The sequence below is a fragment of the Nocardia sp. NPDC019395 genome (assembly GCF_040632335.1).
GTDB lineage: Bacteria > Actinomycetota > Actinomycetes > Mycobacteriales > Mycobacteriaceae > Nocardia.
In genome coordinates this window covers 72,827-89,112 of the sequence record NZ_JBEYBT010000015.1, presented here as the reverse complement: position 1 = coordinate 89,112, position 16,286 = coordinate 72,827, and the positions used below count along the sequence as shown (strand labels likewise).

The following is a 16,286-nucleotide window of genomic DNA, read 5'->3' as shown; positions in this document are numbered from 1 at the left end:
GTTCGCCGCGAACGCGCTAAAGCTGGTGGTGGTCGAGCGGGTGATAGCCCCCGCACTGGGCTGGACCAGGGTTACCGAGTCGCGGCCACTGGCCTTAAAGTGACCAGCATGACTTACGACGTCGCGCGGGTACGGGGCCTGATCCCCTCCCTGGCCGACGGCTGGATCAACCTGGCTCCGCAGGCGGGGATGCTGGTTCCGGATTCTGTCTCGCGCGCGGTGTCGATCGGATTCCGCACGTCGTCGTTCACCCATATCGGCCGCCACGGTGCCGCCAAACGAAGCGCCGATATCCTGCACGACGCACGGGTGGCCGTCGCGGACCTGGTCGGCGCCGACCCGAGCGGTGTCGTACTGGGACCCGACCGTGCGGTGCTGCTGTCCTGGCTTTCGGAATCACTGAGCTCGCGGCTCGGGCTGGGCACCGGCATCGTGCTGTCCCGGCTGGACGACGAGGCGAATGTGGCGCCGTGGCTGCGGATCGCGAACCGGTACGGCGCGCATGTGCGCTGGGCCGAGGTGGAGATCGAGACCTGCGAGATGCCGGGCTGGCAGTTCGAGGAGCTGATCGGACCCACCGCGCGGCTGGTCGCGCTCACCGCGGCCTCCCCGATCGTGGGTTCGGCACCCTCGGTGCGGGTCGCGGCCGAACGGGTGCACGAAGTGGGCGGACTCCTGGTCGCCGACGCGGTCGGCGCCGCACCGTACGCGATGATCGATATCGAGGATCTCAACGCCGATGTGGTCGCACTGAGCGCACCGAGCTGGGGTGGTCCGCAGGTCGGTGCGCTGGTTTTCCGGGACCCGGCGTTCCTGGACCGGATTCCGTCCATGGCGTTGAACCCGTACGCCAAGGGGCCCGAACGGCTGGAAGTGGGTGGTCACCAGTACGCGCTGCTGGCCGGCCTGACCACCTCGATCGACTATCTGGCCGGTCTCGACGAACGAGCCACCGGCACCCGGCGCGAACGGCTGGAAGTTTCGGTGACCTCCCTGCAGGACTACCACGACCAGCTGTTCGAGCATCTGATGAACACCCTGGACAAGATCACCGGTCTGACCGTGATCGGCCGGGCGTCCACCCGTATCCCGACGGTCAGCTTCACCATCGACGGTATGCAGGCGGAGAAGATCGCGGCGGAATTGGCCGATAAGCGGATCACCGTACTGGCCGGGTCGCACGGTGGCAGCCGGTTACTGGACGCACTGGGGGTCAACGATGAAGGCGGCGCGGTGACCATCGGTCTCGCGCCGTACACGACTCGGCGCGAGATCGATATGTTCGGCCGGGCATTATCGGCGCTCGGCTGAGCCGGGTCAGTAGTCCCCGATCCGCAGGATCACCTTGCCGAAGGTCTCGTGCTCGTCGAGCATCTCGTGTGCCCGGCCCGCGTCGGCCACCGGCACCTCGGCGTGGATCACCGGCACGATCGCGCCCTTTTCCAGTAGCGGCCACAGATGTGTGCGCACCTCGGCGATGATGTCGGCCTTGCTGCCGCGTCCGGTGGCCGGGCGGTCGCGCAGTTTGATCGCGCGGACCGTACCGCGTTTGGCCATCAGCGCGCCCAGGTTCAATTCGGCGTTGATCCCGCCCTGCATGCCGATCACCAGCACCTGGCCGTCCGGCGCCAGCGCGTCGATATTGCGGCCCAGGTAGGCGGCGCCCATATTGTCGAGGATGATATCCGCGCCCGGTCCGCCCAGCCCCTGTTCAGCACGGATGAGCTCCACGAAATCGTGTTCCCGGTAGTTGATCAGCACGTTCGCCCCGAGCTCGGCGCAGCGGTCGAGTTTGGCCGCCGACCCCGCGGTCACCGCGACCCGGGCATCCAGCTGCCGGGCCACCTGGATCGCGTGCGTGCCGATACCGCTGCCCCCGCCGTGGATCAGCAGCAGCTGTCCGGAATGCAGGCCGCCGGTCATCACCAGATTCGACCAGACCGTCGCGGCGACCTCGGGCAATCCCGCCGCGGCCGCCAGGTCCAAGCCTTCGGGCACCGGCAGCAACTGCCCGGCCGGGACCACCACCCGCTCGGCATAGCCACCGCCGGAGAGCAGCGCGCATACGCGGTCGCCCACCGACCAGCCGCGCACCCCCTCGCCGAGCTGCGCGACGACCCCGGAACACTCCAGCCCGGGGACGGGCGTCGCCCCGGCGGGCGGGGCGTACAACCCACGTCGCTGCAGCAGATCGGCCCGGTTCACCCCGGCCGCCGCCACCTCGATCAGTACCTCGCCGTGGCCCGGCGCCGGGTCGGGAGCCTCCGACCACTCCATCACCTCGGGGCCACCGAAACCGTTCAAGTTGATCGCGCGCATCGACCCATAGTGCAACACAAGTTTCCCGAGTCGGCGCCTGCCGCGTCCTACGAGCGATTCAGGCCGGCGAGACATCGGCACACAGCGCCCTCGCCCATCTGCCCCACGGGCGGCGCGACACGGCTAGCGTGAGCGCTGTGAGCAGCTTCATCGACTTCCAGAACGAGATCTACCTCCAAGGTATGGGCGGTGCGGTACCCGAACTGCCGATGACCGCGGACGGTTTCGAAGACCGGGCCCGGGAGCTGCTCGACGCGCGCGCCTTCGCGTACGTGGCCGGTAGCGCCTCCAGCGGACGTACCGCCGAGGCCAACCGGGCGGCGTTCGAGCGGCATCGTCTGGTGCCGCGCATGCTCCGCGGTACCAGCGGGCCGGGCGCACGCGATACCTCGGTCGAGGTGCTGGGGACGAGATTCGCCGCCCCCGTGCTCACGGCGCCGGTCGGGGTGCTGGAGTTACTGCACGAAAAAGGCGAGGTAGCGGTGGCCGGGGTGGCCGGGGATCTGGGTATCGGCAGCATCCTGTCCACCGCCTCGTCGTCCACCATCGAGGAAGTCGGCGAGGTGGCCGGTGACTGGTGGTATCAGCTGTACTGGCCGGCCGATGACGAGCTCGCGGAATCGTTCGTCCGGCGCGCGGAGCGGGCGGGCGCGAAAGCTGTCGTCGTCACCGTCGATACCCCGTCGCTGGGCTGGCGCCCCCGCGACCTGGAACTCGCCCATCTGCCCTTCCTGCTGGGCAAGGGAATCGCGAACTATCTCTCCGACCCGGTCTTCCGCGCCAAACTGCCGGCTGCCCCGGAAGAGAGCGCGGAGGCCATGCAGGTGGCGATCCTCACCTGGGTCGGCCTCTTCGGCAACCACACCCTGCGCCCCGCCGACCTGGCCAAACTCCGGGAATGGACCGACCTCCCGATCGCGGTGAAGGGCATCCTGCACCCCGACGACGCTCGCCTGGTAGTGGACGCCGGCGCCGAAGGGCTGCTGGTGAGCAACCACGGCGGCCGCCAGATCGACAACTCGATCGCCGCCCTCGACGCGCTGGGCCCGATCGTCTCGGCGGTCGGCGACCGCGCCGATGTGCTGTTCGACTCCGGTATCCGCACCGGGTCCGACATCCTGGTCGCGCTCGCCCTCGGCGCCAAGGCCGTCTGTTACGGCCGGCCCTGGGCCTACGCACTCGGAATCGCCGGGGCTCCCGGCGTCCGGCACGCCCTGCGGCTACTGCTCGCCGATTTCGATTCCGCCATGGGCCTTTCCGGCTGTGCCGATCTCGCGGGAGTCACCCGCGACCTGCTCGCCCTCCCGCGCTGACCCGCCGAAGCCCTACTGCGCGACCGCCGCCCGGATTTCGGTCGTCAGTGGGTGTATCGGTTACCATCGAGGCCCTGGAGACGTGGCAGAGCGGCCGAATGCACTCGCCTTGAAAGCGAGAGTCGTGAGAGCGACCGGGGGTTCAAATCCCTCCGTCTCCGCTTCTGCCCCGGCCCGGGAAGATATTCGGCCGGGGTCGCCGTGCCCTCACATCGCTACATTCAACTCTTGTCGAGCGCGCCCGCGTTCCTGTAGCAATATGTACACGGTGTAGCAGAAGGGTAGCCTGAGTACATGAGAACGATCCAGCAACGGGACCTCCGCAACGACAGTGGCAAAGTCCTCGCTGCGGTCGAGGGCGGCGAGAGCTTCACGATCACCCGAAACGGCAAACCGGTCGCCGAACTGAAGCCGCTGACCCAGCGCACCTTCGTGCCGATCGCTGAACTCGCCCGCACCAGCGCCCACCTGCCACGGATCGACTACAACGAGTGGCGCGCGGATATGGATTCGCTGATCGACCAGAAGATCCCCGAGGGTGAGTGAACTCGCCGCACCACGCCACATACTCCTCGACACTTCGGTGCTCATCGACTACCCCGAGGTGCATCAGGCGCTACCCGAGGATGCGGAGGCCGCGATCAGTGCCATCAGCCTCGCCGAGCTCGCCGCGGGTGTGCACGCAACCAGGGACCCGGTGCGGAAAGCGCAACGCCAACTTCAACTCCAGTGGGTCGTGCGATCGTTCGCGCCCCTGGCGTTCGACAGTGAGACGGCTCTGGTGTACGGGTCACTGGCCTTGCTCGTCGAGCAAATCGGGCGTAAGCCCCGGGGACGGGTCGCCGATCTTCAGATCGCTGCCACCGCGGTACAACACGCTCTGCCGCTCTACACCCGGAACCCTGACGATTTCAAGGGGCTCGGTCCGCTGCTGAATGTCCTCGCCGTGTAGGGGCGGGCCTCGACGATGGCACTCCTTCGCCCTCGGCGGTCCGGCGCGGGTGCCCCGGTTTTCCCACTATCCGCCGGTCTTCGTGGACGGAATCGGAACTACGTGAAACCGCCCGGCACGGCCATGAGTGTCAACTGCGTCGGCCGGGGGTTGCGTACGGTGGACACGTGACAGAAACGAGCGACGAAACCCCTGGTCCGGCCACCGCGCCCGCGCCGGCTCGGTGGCCCGCGGTGCTCACCTGGCGCTCCCACGACGGCACCCGGATGGAATCGGTTCGCGTCACGCTCAACGGGAACCGGGTCCGGGCCAGCGGGCGGATCATCGGCGGCGGTTGCGGGGAGCATCCGGCCTTCAGCGCCTCCTACGACCTGGTCACCGACGAGAACGGGGCGACCACCCGGTTATCGCTGCGGAGTACCACTGCGGCCGGGGAACGCCACGCCTCGATCGCCCGGGACGAGGAGAACTACTGGCTGATCGACGCCACGGGGGCCAATGTCCGCTCGACGTTCGGCGGTGCGCTGGACGCCGATGTGGTGCTCAGCCCGTTCTTCAACACGCTGCCCATCCGCCGTTTCGGTCTGCAGCACGCGATGGAGGATGTGCAGGTCCCCGTGGTCTACGTCGGCCTGCCCGACCTGACGGTGCAGGAAGCCGACCTCACCTACAGCAGCGCCGGCGACGGGATCAGCGTGCTCTCCCCGGTGTCCAGTGCGACGCTCACCGTCGACCGGGACGGTTTCGTGCTCGACTACCCGGGCCTGGCCCAGCGGATCTGACCGGAGCCGCCGCGGTTCAGTCCGGTTCCGGCCGGGTATCGAGGCGGGTGATGACACCGCCCGCCCGCCCGGCTTCCTGCAATTTCTCCAGCCACCCGGGCGCCCCGGGGTCGATATCGGTGATCTCCCAGCGCCGCGCGGATTCGTAACGCTGCCGCGCCGCGTGCCCGGTGGCGGTGAGCTCGTCGAGGGAGGTGTGCTCGCTCAGCGATTCCCGGGCCTCGGTCAGCGCCGCGAGTGTTTCGTCCAGTACCGCCAGCAGGGCATCGGAATTCGGTTCGCAGATCGCCCGCACCAGATCGGGCGAGGTCGCCGCGACGCGGGTCCCGTCGCGGAAGGAACCCGCGGCCAGCCCGAGCGCGAGATCCCCGCCCCGCGCCCCGGCCACCGCCAGCGCTTCGGCCAGCACATGCGGTAGATGGGAGATCCGTGCCACGGCCCGATCGTGTTCCGAGGCGATCACCGGTACCGCCACCGCCCCGCAGTCCAGGGCCAGCCGGGTGACCCGTGTCCAGGTGCCCGGGTCGGTTCCCGGATCTACCCCCACCGCCCAGGCGGCATCGCGGAACAGGTCCGGAACAGTCGCCTGCCAACCCGATTCCGCGGTACCCGCCATCGGATGCCCGCCCACATAGCGTTCTTCCAGGCCGTACCGGCGCACCGCGGCAGCCACCGGTGATTTCACACTCACCACATCGGTCAACGGGCATTGCGGCGCGTATTGCGCGATCGCGTCCAGCATCGGGTTGACTGCCGGCATCGGAACCGCCACGACGATCAGCGCATCCGTATCGGCGGCTCGGCGCAATGCCGCCGGGAGGTCGCCGGTCACATCGAAGCCGGTTGCGCGGGCCGCCGCCACGCCCGGCGCGGACCGGTTGTATCCCCAGCCGGTGTAGCCTGCCGCGGTCGCGGCACGCAGCAGCGATCCGCCGATCAAACCTGTCCCGAGAACACAGAGCGCCTTATGGTCGTCAGCCGTCACCGGAACAGATTCGCATACGAGTTCATCTAACGGCCCCGGGCCGACTACCGTTGCGCCCATGGCAGCACAGCGCTCGGGCACGAACAGGGCGACGTCGGACGATTACGACGACGTCGAAGGGTTCGCGGTGGCCGTTGTCCGGGAAGACGGTACATGGAAATGCAGTCCGCTGACCACGGCCGCGCTCACCACACTGTCCGCCGCGGAGAACGAGCTCAAGGCACTTCGTTCCGCCGGAGCGGTTTTCGGACTCCTGGACGTCGACGACGAGTTCTTCATCGTGGTCCGGCCCGCCCCCAGCGGCACCCGGCTACTGGTATCGGACGCGACCGCGGCGATCGACTACGACATCGCGGCCGATGTCCTGGAAGAACTGCATATCGAGATCCCCGATATCGACCCGGACGATCTGGACGATACGGAGCCGTGGGAGGAGGGTGACCTCGGCCTCCTGGCCGATCTGGGCCTGCCCGAACCGGTGTTCAGTGTGATCCTCGCCGAAACCGACCTCTACCCCGACGAGCAGCTGGCGATGATCGCCGAGCGGCTCGGTTTCGCCTCGGAGTTCTCCGCGGTGCTCGACAAACTGCAACGCTGAGGTGAGCGGTCCGCTCTCCGATACCGAGATGGTGCGGGCGGCGCTGGCCGCCGCCGGCACCGCCGACTCGCGTGATGTCCCGGTAGGCGCCGTGATCTTCGACCGCGAAGGCCGGGAACTCGCCCGCGCCGCCAATGCGCGCGAAGCCACCGGCGACCCAACGGCACACGCCGAGGTACTCGCCCTGCGCCGCGCGGCCGAGGTGCACGGTGACGGCTGGCGCCTCACCGGAACCACCCTGGCGGTGACCCTCGAGCCGTGCACGATGTGCGCCGGCGCCCTGGTCGCGGCCCGGGTGGACCGTTTGCTGTTCGGCGCGTGGGAGCCGAAGACGGGCGCGGTCGGCTCGCTGTGGGATGTGGTCCGCGACCGCCGGCTCAATCATCGCCCCCAGGTTCGCGGCGGGATTCTGGAACACGAGTGCGCGGCGATCCTCGACGATTTCTTCCGCACCCAGCGCTGAGCGACGCCCAGCTGCCACGGAGGTGCAGGTCGAAACCCGATTTAGCGATCGGCGGGTCGTCCGGTAATGTGTCGGGCGGTGGCGTGTCCGAGCGGCCTAAGGAGCACGCCTCGAAAGCGTGTGAGGGGTAACCCCCCTCCGAGGGTTCAAATCCCTCCGCCACCGCTCCGGCCCCTCACCTGAAACGCCAGGTGAGGGGCTTTTTCATGCCGTTTCCGCGGCGGCGGCGCCTCGAGAGGAAGCGCGGGCCGGCAAGCCGAGGATGAATCACTCCAGCGTCCGATCCCCGGCTACCGAGACGGTACGGTTTCGTCGTGACCGAAGCCTCTGCCTTGCCCGACACCGGGGCGGCCTACGACGCCGTCGCCTCCCTCTATGCCGAGCTTTTCAGCGACATGCTCGACGCCATACCGCTGGAGCGTGCACTGCTTGCCGCGTTCGCTGAACTCGTGCAGGCGAACAGCGGCGGACCGGTCGCCGATATCGGATGCGGCCCCGGTCAGGTCACAGCGCATCTGCACGCACTCGGATCGAGTGCGTTCGGCATCGACCTTTCCCCCGCGATGGTCGCCTTGGCCCGCCAGGCGTATCCGGATCTGCGGTTCGAACAGGGATCGATGACCGCTCTGAACCTCCCCGATGCGGGGCTCGGCGGCATCCTCGCTTTCTACTCGACAATCCACATGCCACCGGAGCAGCTGCCGGTGGCGTTCGCCGAGTTCGAAAGAGTGCTGGCCCCAGGTGGCTACCTGTTGCTCGGGTTCTTCGCTGATACCGATCCACAACCGCAAGAGTTCGACCACAAGGTCGCGCCGGCCTATCGATGGTCGCCCGGCAGTCTCGCGGAACTGCTGGCCTCGGCCGGGTTCGTCGAGGTCGGCCGTATGCTTCGTGAGCCGTACGAGGGCGAACGGGGCCAACAGGGCCAGCTGCTGGTTCGCAAGCCACCGAAGTCGTGACCGCTGCCCCGGCAAGTGTTGGGTCGGAGAGTCGCTGCGCGGGTGTTCACTCGAGAGGCGCCACCGGTACCGCGGCCGGGCAGCGTTTTCCGACCGGGCCGCCGTCCGGTCACGCGCCTGAGCGGGACGGGACAAGCCGGGCGATCCTGCGATCCAGGTCAGAATGTCGGATGCGGGCGCGTGGGAATCGCGGAAGAGGCTGTGGCACGGGCGCCCGGGCTACGTTCGAGGTGTAGCGAGCAGGTGGGGTTGACCCGGGGCAGCGCGCGGATCGCGGCCTCCAGCATCGGTGGGGGCCCGCATACGTAGACCGCGGCGCCGGGTGTCGCGTGGGCGAGTAGATCCGTCATATCCGGGCTGCCGAATTCATCGTCGGGGCGGATGACGGCCTGAGGTATCCGATCGAGAAATGGCATCGAATCCGCGGAGCGCCCGGTGTAGATCAGGGTGCCGCGGCGGCCCGCGGCCTGTGCCATGGGCAGGATCGGGGTGATTCCCATACCGCCTGCGACGAAAAGGTATTCGTCGGCGTCGACGAAGGGATATGTGTGCCGGGGGCCGTGGACTCGGAGGGTATCCCCGCTGCGCAGGTCCTCATGGATTTCGATCGATCCGCCGTTACCGTGTGGCATGAGGCGGACAGCGATCCGGTAGGCCGACCTGTCCCGCGGATCCCCGCAGAGCGAGTACTGCCGGTGCCGCCCGGAGGGTAGGAATACGTCGAGATGCGCACCCGGTAGCCAGGCCGGTAGCGCATCGCCTTCCGGATCGACCAGGACCACCCCGACCACGTCGACCGCTTCCCGCTGGATCGCGGCGACCACGAGCCGGCGATTGAAACCACTGTGCCCGGGCATATTCGACCGCGGCAGTGTCGAGGCCGGCCGGCGCGCCACGAATATCGAACGGCAGACGTCCACCGCCGCACCGATCATCTGGAAGCCGCGAGCCGGCACCTGGGTGCCCATCAGCTCTGCCCGGGTAGTAGTCGGTCCACCGGACGCCGTGCCAGATGAAAACAAGCGGCTGCTTGGCTGGTCTGCACCATTTGGCGAATGTACACGGCAACATAATTAATGGCAATGTTGCAATATTGCGACTGCCAGATGGTGTTCGCGACCGGTCGATAGCTGTTCGGGACCGGCCGATAGGTGTTTGTGCCGACCGAGCACTTGCTAGCGTTATCTCATGTCCGCCGCGTACACGTCGTCCCCAGGGCTGCAGGATGGTATCGAGGCCCGCATTCTGGACGCGGCGTTGATCAGATTCGGCGAGTTCGGTGTCAAGAAGACCACCATCGAAGACATCGCCCGCCAAGCCGGTGTCGACCGCGTCACCATATACCGTCGCGTCGGCTCACGCGACGACGTCGTGCAGGCGGTGGTGAGCCGCGAAGTCGCCGCGGTACTCACCGAGGTCGACGCGATATCAACCCGCCACAAGCGCCTCGACGACCTCATCGCCGACATCTTCGTCACGGTGATCACCCGCTGGCGCGAACACACCCTGGTCAACCGCATGCTCGTCGTGGAGCCGGAGCGTCTCCTGGAGAAGCTCACGACCGAGGGCGGCCCGGTGTTCGCCATGTCGGTCGCCGCCGCCCACACCGCCCTGTGCCGCGCCGCGGACTCCGGCCTCTTCGCCGAACCCGCCGACCTGCTCACCCGGGCGGAATTGGTTTGCCGGCTTGTTCATTCGTTCATCCTCTGCCCCTCGGGCCTCGTTCCCCTGGACTCCGAAGAGCAACTGGACGAGTTCGCCCGCACCTACGTGGTCCCCATGGTCACCGGCTGAGAGCCGGGTGCGTCGGCGCCGCGGCATTTCCGCGCTGTGGATGATCAACCCTCAGAGGGGCATTCCGTTCTCCAGGAATTCCAGCGCCTCGTCGACGACGGTGTAGATGTCGTCACCGTTGTCGATCGCCCGCAAGTAGGCCATCAGCGCTACGCCCGCCACCGCGCCGGTCCAGTAGCGGACGCGTGGATCGTCCGGTTCCCGGCCGACGCGTCGAGCGAAGGCTTCCATGAACGGCGGTAGGTCCGTCTCCAGTTTCTGCAGGACGGCCGCGCGGAGTTCCGGCACGGTGGCGATGAGTCTCATCCGGGTGGTTTCCACCGTGGCGATGTCTACGTCTGTGCTGTTCAGTACGGCGAGCAGGGCGTTGCGTGCGGCCTGGAGCGGTGGGAGGCCGGCGGGCTCTGCGAGGAACTTCTCGAGGAATAGGGGGTCCACCCGGTCGAACAGCACCGTATCCGGCTTGGTGGGGAAGTAGCGGAACAGTGTGCTCGGCGACACCTCGGCGGCGGCGGCTACTTCCTCCAGCGTGGTTTTGGCGTACCCCTGCTCCCGGTAGAGGCGCAAAGCGTGATCCTGGATGGCTTCGCGGGTGCGCTTCTTCTTGAGTTCTCGCAGGCCGCCGGTACTCATAGCATTATCTTGCCGAACCCTCGACCGACCGGACAAACGAACCGGAGACTTCGCCGGCGGCAGTGTCCGGCGCCGGCTGCCCCTGGATGTTCCGGCCTTCGACATCGAGGTCCGGCAGTATCCGGTCCAGCCACTTCGGCAGCCACCACGCTTTGTCCCCGACCAGTGCGAGAACCGCCGGGACGACGGTCATCCGGACCACGAACGCATCGACGGCGACCGCGGCGGCCAGCGCCACACCGATCTGCACGATATCGCTGGCGTCACCGGAGGCGAACCCGGCGAACACACTCACCATGATGATCGCGGCCGCGGCGACCACGCGTGCCCCGTGACCGAAACCGGTCCGGATCGCCGAGGTCGCCGACGCGCCGTGCACGTACTCCTCCCGCATCCGGGTCACGAGGAACACCTCGTAATCCATCGCCAGCCCGAACACCACACCGATGATGAAAATCGGCAGCATGCTCACCACCACATCGGTGGTGTGAATTCCCAGCCATTCCAGCCAGCCCCACTGGAAGGTGGCCACCATGACGCCGAAGGTCGCGCCCAGGCTGAGCAGGAAGCCCGCTGTCGCCTTGAGCGGGACGACGAGAGAGCGGAACACGGCCATCAGCAGCAGGAACGACAGGCCGATCACCACCAGGAGGTAGGTCCACAACGCCTCGGCCATCCGGTCGCTGAAATCGATGATGACGGCCGCGGTTCCGGTGACGGCGATCCGGGCGCCGAACTGGCCGACCGTGTCGGCGACGCTGCCGCGCAGCAGTTGCACCAGCTGCTCGGTCTCCTCGCTGTCGGGGCCGCCGCGCGGGACGAGTCCGATGATCGCCGTATCCCCGGCGGGGTTGAATTCCGGTGGCGCGGCCATGACGACCCCTTCGGTCCCGGCCAATTCCGTATGTACCCGCCGCGCGGTATCCGCCGGCTGCTGCGCGCCGGCCAGGTCGACGACAACCAGCAGGGGGCCGTTGAAGCCCGGACCGAAACCCGCGGAGATCGCGTCGTAGGCCTGGCGCTGGGTGGTGTGTTCGGGGTAGGTGCCCTGGTCCGGGACGCCGAGCCGCAGGTCCAGAGCGGGAAGGGCCAGGATGCCGAGCCCGATCAGCGCGACGATCAGGGTCGTCACCGGTCGCCGCGTGGTCAGCGCCGCCCAGCGGGGTGCCAGGGTGAACCGGCCGGGCGTGGCTCCCGTGACACCCTCGGCCGGCTGCCGTCGCAGACCGCGCCGCAGTACTCGGCGTCCGGCGAATCCGAGGAGTGCCGGTAGCAGTGTGATCGCCACCAGCACGGCGATGGCTACGGTCACCGCCGCGGCGAGACCCATTTCGGTGAGCAGCCCGATACCGACCACGCTGAGTCCGGCGAGCGCGATCACCACGGTCATCCCGGCGAAGAGCACCGCGGATCCGGCTGTCGCCACGGCGCGGCCGATGGCGTCCTCGGGGTCCGGATTCCGGGACAGCTCATGGGTGTAGCGGGAGACGATGAACAGCGCGTAATCGATACCGACGGCGAGCCCCAGCATGAGCGCGAGGATCGGGGTGGTGACTCCGAGGTCCATGAATGCCGTGGCCGTCAGGATTCCCAGCAGTCCGGCCATGACGCCGGTGACCCCGGCGATCAACGACATCCCCGCGGCGGCCAGGGAACCCAGGGTTATCACGAGCACTACGGCGGCGATGAGCAATCCGATGAGTTCCTTGCTCACGTCCGGCATCAGCTCCATCACGTCCCCGCCCACGGCGACGCGCAGTTCCGCCGAACCGCTCCTTTCGACCAGGTCCATCAGTTCTTGCCGGCTCGAATCACGCACGGTTTCGAAGGAGACCGCATAGGTCACCTCGGCGACGGCGATCCGCTGATCCGGCGAGATCAACCCGTTGTCGAACGGTCCCGTCACGGCCGCGACCTCGGATGCCCCGGCAGCCGCCTGTACGACGTCGGTGATCTTCCGGCGCTGCGCGGGATCGTTCACTGTGCCGTTCTCGGCGGTGAACACGATCTGAGCGGAGCCGCCGTCGAGGGGCACCTCGGAGAACCGCTCTTCGAGGAGGTCGAAAGCTTCCTGGGATTCTGTGCCGGGCAGGTTGAAGGTCGTCGCGGAAGGAGCGGCCAGGCAGGCGGCACCGATTCCCAGGACCACCATGAGGAGCACCCAGGACAGGAGAACGAGTCGTCGAGCTCGAAAACTGAACCGCCCGATCCGATAGAGCAGAGCTGACATGACAGTCTCTCTTCATTGGAAGTTACTATTTTTTGAGAGTAACTTCCATTTTGTCCGCGGACAAGACCTGCCTGGGCTGATTCCTTTGAATTCGTTCACCGGTCTGGCCGGTGCCAGTGCTCGGCCGTCCGGTCCGGATGGCCGAGTCGTGGCTGCGGGGAGCGACGCCGGCCGTGGCGAGCATTCTCAGGCTGTGTAACGACTGTCGCGTCGCCGGACCCGGTGGCGACGCCACCAGGTCACCGCCCAGAGCGTATGCCCGAAACCGAGTATCGCCAGTGCGAGGATGCTGTCCAGCAGGGCCGCGGTCGACCGTTCGGGGGCGAGTCCCCGCACGGCACCGGCGGCGAGTGCGAAATCGGCGGGCAGGGTGAACAGCGCCGCCGCGGCGAGGCACAGCACCGTTCCGACGACCAGCACCAGGCTGTAGACGCGGACGGCGCGCTGTTCGTGCCGCGGCAGTGCGCGGCTCGGATCATCCGGGGTGTGCCCCTTTCCGGTCACCACGTGTTTTGCCCGTGTACCGAGATAGCGCGCATAGGCGCGGCCGTCGCCGAACAGGTCGCGGCAGGCCGTGAACTCCTGCAGCACGAAATACAGGTCGGTCCGCATGAACACCATGCACTGGAACGTCAGCGGTACCGATGCGAGGACAACTACCGCGCCCAGCAGCCGATGCGCGAGGCTGTGCTCCGCGGTGGCCGCCCCCAGCAGCACCGCGATCGCCGCGACCGCCAGATTCACCCCGATACCGGCGAGGTAGGCGGTGATGCGGTGCCTCCGGGGCGCGAGTTCGATACCGCTGATATCGGTTTCGGCAACCAGGAACTGCAGCCGGGTGCCGAGTTGGATCCGGGCGTGGACACCGGTCGCCCGGGCGGCGGCGAAATGCGCCATCTCGTGCATGGCGACCAGTGACCAGCCGAAGACGAAGGATACGACCAGCACGAGTCCGCTGTGCGGACTCCACAGCAGATCGCGAAAACTGGGCCACAGGTCCGGCCTGCTGACAAGAACCATCGCGGCGGCCGCCACCAGCCCGGCCAGCAGGAACGGAAGGATCGGATGCAGGGTGAAACGGACCAGCTCAGGCCGCAACCAGGGAAAGGTCGCCGGTGGGACCGGAGGGGAAGGTACCGGGCAACCGTCGATTTCGGATACGTAGCCGAGCGCGGTCAGATCCGCGACGAACGCCCGCACATCGAACTCGATACCGTGCCGTTCGGCCATCTGTTTTTCGGTCTGTTCGATACTCGACCCGCCACCGAGCATCTCGATGGCCTCCACACCCACCGCCGGCAGCGCAACGAACGTCCGGGTCTCCAGCCGGCCGACGATCCATTCATCGCGATCGGGGCGGGACTGTATATCGTGCAACCGGATCCGGCTCGTTGCGGTGAGCCGGCCGGTGGGCGGAGATTCGGCCATATCACGATCCGCACACTGGACAGTCCGGGCGGGGCGGGCAGCGGTCGAATTCGGGTTCTTCGAGGACGGCGAGGTTCAGCCCGTACCGGAAACCGGGCTCGATACGCGGTGCGCCGGTCAGCACGGCGAGGGCCAGGTGGGCCAGGAGGTTACCGGTCAGGGCGGCCGATACCGCGTGTACCGGATGCCAGGGAAGCTGCGGGGCAAGGTGTTCCGGAGGCATATCGGCCGGGCGTCGGTCATCGCTGTTCTGGATCTGGTGTTCGTGCAGGCAGTCCCAGCAGGCGCCCTGTCCGGGGATATGAACCTGGGCCGACGCGATCGGACCGTGGTAACCGCCGGTGACCCACGCCAGCTCCGCCGCCGCGCACGCACGATTGGCCCAGTGCCGGACAGCGCGCGGTTTATCGGCGCAGAACGCGAGCAGGTCGTAGCCGGGTGCGAGTAACTCGGCCAGATCGTCCTGACCGTGGATATGCCGCTGCTCCCCGGTGATTTCGACCTCGGAGTTCAAGTCCCGCAAATGCGCGACCGCCGTATCGACCTTGGGCTTGCCGATATCGTCTTCCCGGTAGAGGACCTGGCGGCTGAGGTTGGACAGCTCGACGACATCGGAGTCGACACAGTGCAGGTGCCCTACTCCGGAGGCCACGAGTGCCTGCGCGGCGGTTGTGCCGACGCCGCCGACGCCGACCAGCAGCACCCTGGACCGAGCCAACCGCAGCTGGATATCCCACGGACTCGGCCTCGGCGTCGTATCGATCCAGTCGAAGAACGCCATACTCCGTGAGTACCGCTCCAATTGCCCGGGTCCGAGCGCGGGCGGTGCGGGTACGCCGGCGTCTTCGACGAAGCCGGCGTCCAGCAGCACCTGCATCGCACCCAGGACGTCGCTGTCGGTGACGGGGTGCGCGGAGGTTACTTCGGTAACGATCTCGGCGGGCGATCTGGCCGTACCCATCGCGGTGACCAAAGCCCAGACCCAGCCGTCGGGGTCGAGGATCTCGGCTCCGATTCCAGGTACGGTCACGCCGATCCGTACATGCCCGTCGGTCGTCCGGTACGGGACGTGCGCCGGTTTGATCCGCGGCCGCACCATCTTCGCGATATCCACAGGAAATCCTTGTCCGGTGGCGCCGACACCGCGTCGGCGGCACCGATCGTCATAGCGATCTGCCGCCCTTGCCGAGCGGAACGGCTGCCGGCCCGGCGCGCATACCGAGCCGGGCCGGCAGGGGCGGTTACGCAGTCGGCGCGACCTACCTACTCGTGATCGTAGGTTGGGTACCCGGCATGAGACCGATCGTGCTTCTGCCAGGTGGCAGGGCGGTGTTGTCACCCGCCCGCCCTGCCACCTCGGTATCGCTGTCCCTACGTGGACGGCCTAAGTCCCGGCGGCGGATGACCACCCGGTGGTTTCTTTCTTGTCGAGGCGCCGGAGTTCGATGCTTACGGGCTCGGGCGCCGGTTTTGTGGTTTGTTCGATGGTTTTTTTCATGACCTACCTACTCGTGATCGCGGGTTGGGTACCTGGCAGGGAGCGATTGCGTATCTCTGGCGGGAAACCGATCGTGCTTCTGCCGGGCGGCGGGGCGGTGTTGTCGCCGGCCTGCCCTGCCGCCTCGGGAAGCGCTGTCCCTACGCGGATGGCCTAGTTCCCGCCGCCGGCCGAAGCCTCGGTGGTTTCTTTCTTGTCGAGGCGTCGGAGCTCGATCGTCACACGCTCGCGGCGCGGATCTTCGGACGGTGCGGTTGCGCTCTCTGTCACGGTGCACTCCCTTGATTGGATTATTTGCCGGTAAATAAGTGCACATTATTTACCGGTACATG

At 67.5% G+C, this 16,286-nt stretch carries 16 protein-coding genes and 2 tRNA genes; 11 read left to right on the top strand and 7 right to left on the bottom strand.

Annotated elements, in window-relative coordinates:
* The first annotated feature begins 108 nt into the window (after positions 1 to 108).
* Positions 109 to 1,311, top strand: coding sequence for a cysteine desulfurase-like protein (locus ABZ827_RS25295; RefSeq protein ID WP_357241338.1), 1,203 nt, complete (start codon positions 109 to 111; stop codon positions 1,309 to 1,311).
* A gap of 6 nt (positions 1,312 to 1,317) precedes the next feature.
* On the opposite strand, the gene ABZ827_RS25290 is transcribed toward ABZ827_RS25295, so the two are convergent.
* Positions 1,318 to 2,319 carry an NAD(P)H-quinone oxidoreductase gene (locus ABZ827_RS25290; RefSeq protein WP_357241335.1) on the bottom strand — a complete coding sequence of 334 codons (1,002 nt, stop codon included), beginning with the start codon at positions 2,317 to 2,319 and terminating at the stop codon, positions 1,318 to 1,320.
* Between the two features lie 137 nt (positions 2,320 to 2,456).
* Here ABZ827_RS25290 and ABZ827_RS25285 point away from each other — a divergent pair, with 137 nt between their 5' ends.
* The 5 genes from ABZ827_RS25285 to ABZ827_RS25265 all read left to right on the top strand — a co-directional run bounded on the left by ABZ827_RS25285 (position 2,457) and on the right by ABZ827_RS25265 (position 5,366).
* A complete protein-coding gene (locus tag ABZ827_RS25285) occupies positions 2,457 to 3,632 on the top strand; it encodes a lactate 2-monooxygenase (RefSeq protein ID WP_357241332.1) in 1,176 nt (391 codons plus the stop codon).
* Positions 3,633 to 3,708: 76 nt separating this feature from the next.
* Positions 3,709 to 3,793, top strand: a tRNA-Ser gene (locus ABZ827_RS25280).
* A gap of 133 nt (positions 3,794 to 3,926) precedes the next feature.
* On the top strand, positions 3,927 to 4,178 hold the full coding sequence (locus tag ABZ827_RS25275; protein ID WP_357241329.1) for a type II toxin-antitoxin system prevent-host-death family antitoxin: 252 nt from the start codon (positions 3,927 to 3,929) through the stop codon (positions 4,176 to 4,178).
* Positions 4,171 to 4,584, top strand: a complete 414-nt coding sequence (locus ABZ827_RS25270) for a type II toxin-antitoxin system VapC family toxin (RefSeq protein WP_357241326.1) — start codon at positions 4,171 to 4,173, stop codon at positions 4,582 to 4,584. Before ABZ827_RS25275 ends, ABZ827_RS25270 begins: the two co-directional genes overlap by 8 nt.
* 167 nt (positions 4,585 to 4,751) lie before the next feature.
* Positions 4,752 to 5,366 carry a putative glycolipid-binding domain-containing protein gene (locus ABZ827_RS25265; protein ID WP_357241323.1) on the top strand — a complete coding sequence of 205 codons (615 nt, stop codon included), beginning with the start codon at positions 4,752 to 4,754 and terminating at the stop codon, positions 5,364 to 5,366.
* Positions 5,367 to 5,382: 16 nt separating this feature from the next.
* On the opposite strand, the gene ABZ827_RS25260 is transcribed toward ABZ827_RS25265, so the two are convergent.
* Positions 5,383 to 6,351, bottom strand: a complete 969-nt coding sequence (locus tag ABZ827_RS25260; protein ID WP_357241321.1) for a prephenate dehydrogenase — start codon at positions 6,349 to 6,351, stop codon at positions 5,383 to 5,385.
* 58 nt (positions 6,352 to 6,409) lie between these two features.
* On the opposite strand from ABZ827_RS25260, the gene ABZ827_RS25255 reads away from it, so the two are divergent.
* From ABZ827_RS25255 to ABZ827_RS25240, 4 genes are all read left to right on the top strand, one after another.
* Positions 6,410 to 6,949, top strand: a complete 540-nt coding sequence (locus ABZ827_RS25255) for a tRNA adenosine deaminase-associated protein (protein ID WP_357241318.1) — start codon at positions 6,410 to 6,412, stop codon at positions 6,947 to 6,949.
* Between the two features lie 28 nt (positions 6,950 to 6,977).
* Positions 6,978 to 7,412: a nucleoside deaminase gene (locus ABZ827_RS25250; RefSeq protein ID WP_357241441.1), complete on the top strand. Its 435-nt coding sequence runs from the start codon at positions 6,978 to 6,980 to the stop codon at positions 7,410 to 7,412.
* A gap of 77 nt (positions 7,413 to 7,489) precedes the next feature.
* A tRNA-Ser gene (locus ABZ827_RS25245) sits at positions 7,490 to 7,577 on the top strand.
* A 149-nt stretch (positions 7,578 to 7,726) separates the two neighbouring features.
* Entirely contained in the window at positions 7,727 to 8,371 is a 645-nt protein-coding gene (locus ABZ827_RS25240) for a methyltransferase domain-containing protein (protein WP_357241315.1), read from the top strand.
* A 158-nt stretch (positions 8,372 to 8,529) separates the two neighbouring features.
* On the opposite strand, the gene ABZ827_RS25235 is transcribed toward ABZ827_RS25240, so the two are convergent.
* A complete protein-coding gene (locus tag ABZ827_RS25235) occupies positions 8,530 to 9,339 on the bottom strand; it encodes a ferredoxin reductase (RefSeq protein ID WP_357241312.1) in 810 nt (269 codons plus the stop codon).
* 220 nt (positions 9,340 to 9,559) lie between these two features.
* On the opposite strand from ABZ827_RS25235, the gene ABZ827_RS25230 reads away from it, so the two are divergent.
* Positions 9,560 to 10,165 carry a TetR family transcriptional regulator gene (locus ABZ827_RS25230; RefSeq protein ID WP_357241309.1) on the top strand — a complete coding sequence of 202 codons (606 nt, stop codon included), beginning with the start codon at positions 9,560 to 9,562 and terminating at the stop codon, positions 10,163 to 10,165.
* A gap of 51 nt (positions 10,166 to 10,216) precedes the next feature.
* Here the strand turns inward: ABZ827_RS25230 and ABZ827_RS25225 are convergent, their stop codons facing one another.
* From ABZ827_RS25225 to ABZ827_RS25210, 4 genes are all read right to left on the bottom strand, one after another.
* Positions 10,217 to 10,798: a TetR family transcriptional regulator gene (locus tag ABZ827_RS25225; RefSeq protein WP_357241306.1), complete on the bottom strand. Its 582-nt coding sequence runs from the start codon at positions 10,796 to 10,798 to the stop codon at positions 10,217 to 10,219.
* A 4-nt stretch (positions 10,799 to 10,802) separates the two neighbouring features.
* The gene (locus ABZ827_RS25220) at positions 10,803 to 13,028 is read right to left on the bottom strand and encodes an MMPL family transporter (RefSeq protein WP_357241303.1); all 2,226 of its coding nucleotides are present in this window, start codon (positions 13,026 to 13,028) and stop codon (positions 10,803 to 10,805) included.
* A gap of 186 nt (positions 13,029 to 13,214) precedes the next feature.
* Entirely contained in the window at positions 13,215 to 14,456 is a 1,242-nt protein-coding gene (locus ABZ827_RS25215; RefSeq protein ID WP_357241300.1) for a hypothetical protein, read from the bottom strand.
* A gap of 1 nt (position 14,457) precedes the next feature.
* Positions 14,458 to 15,570: a ThiF family adenylyltransferase gene (locus ABZ827_RS25210; RefSeq protein WP_357241297.1), complete on the bottom strand. Its 1,113-nt coding sequence runs from the start codon at positions 15,568 to 15,570 to the stop codon at positions 14,458 to 14,460.
* Positions 15,571 to 16,286 lie beyond the last annotated feature (716 nt).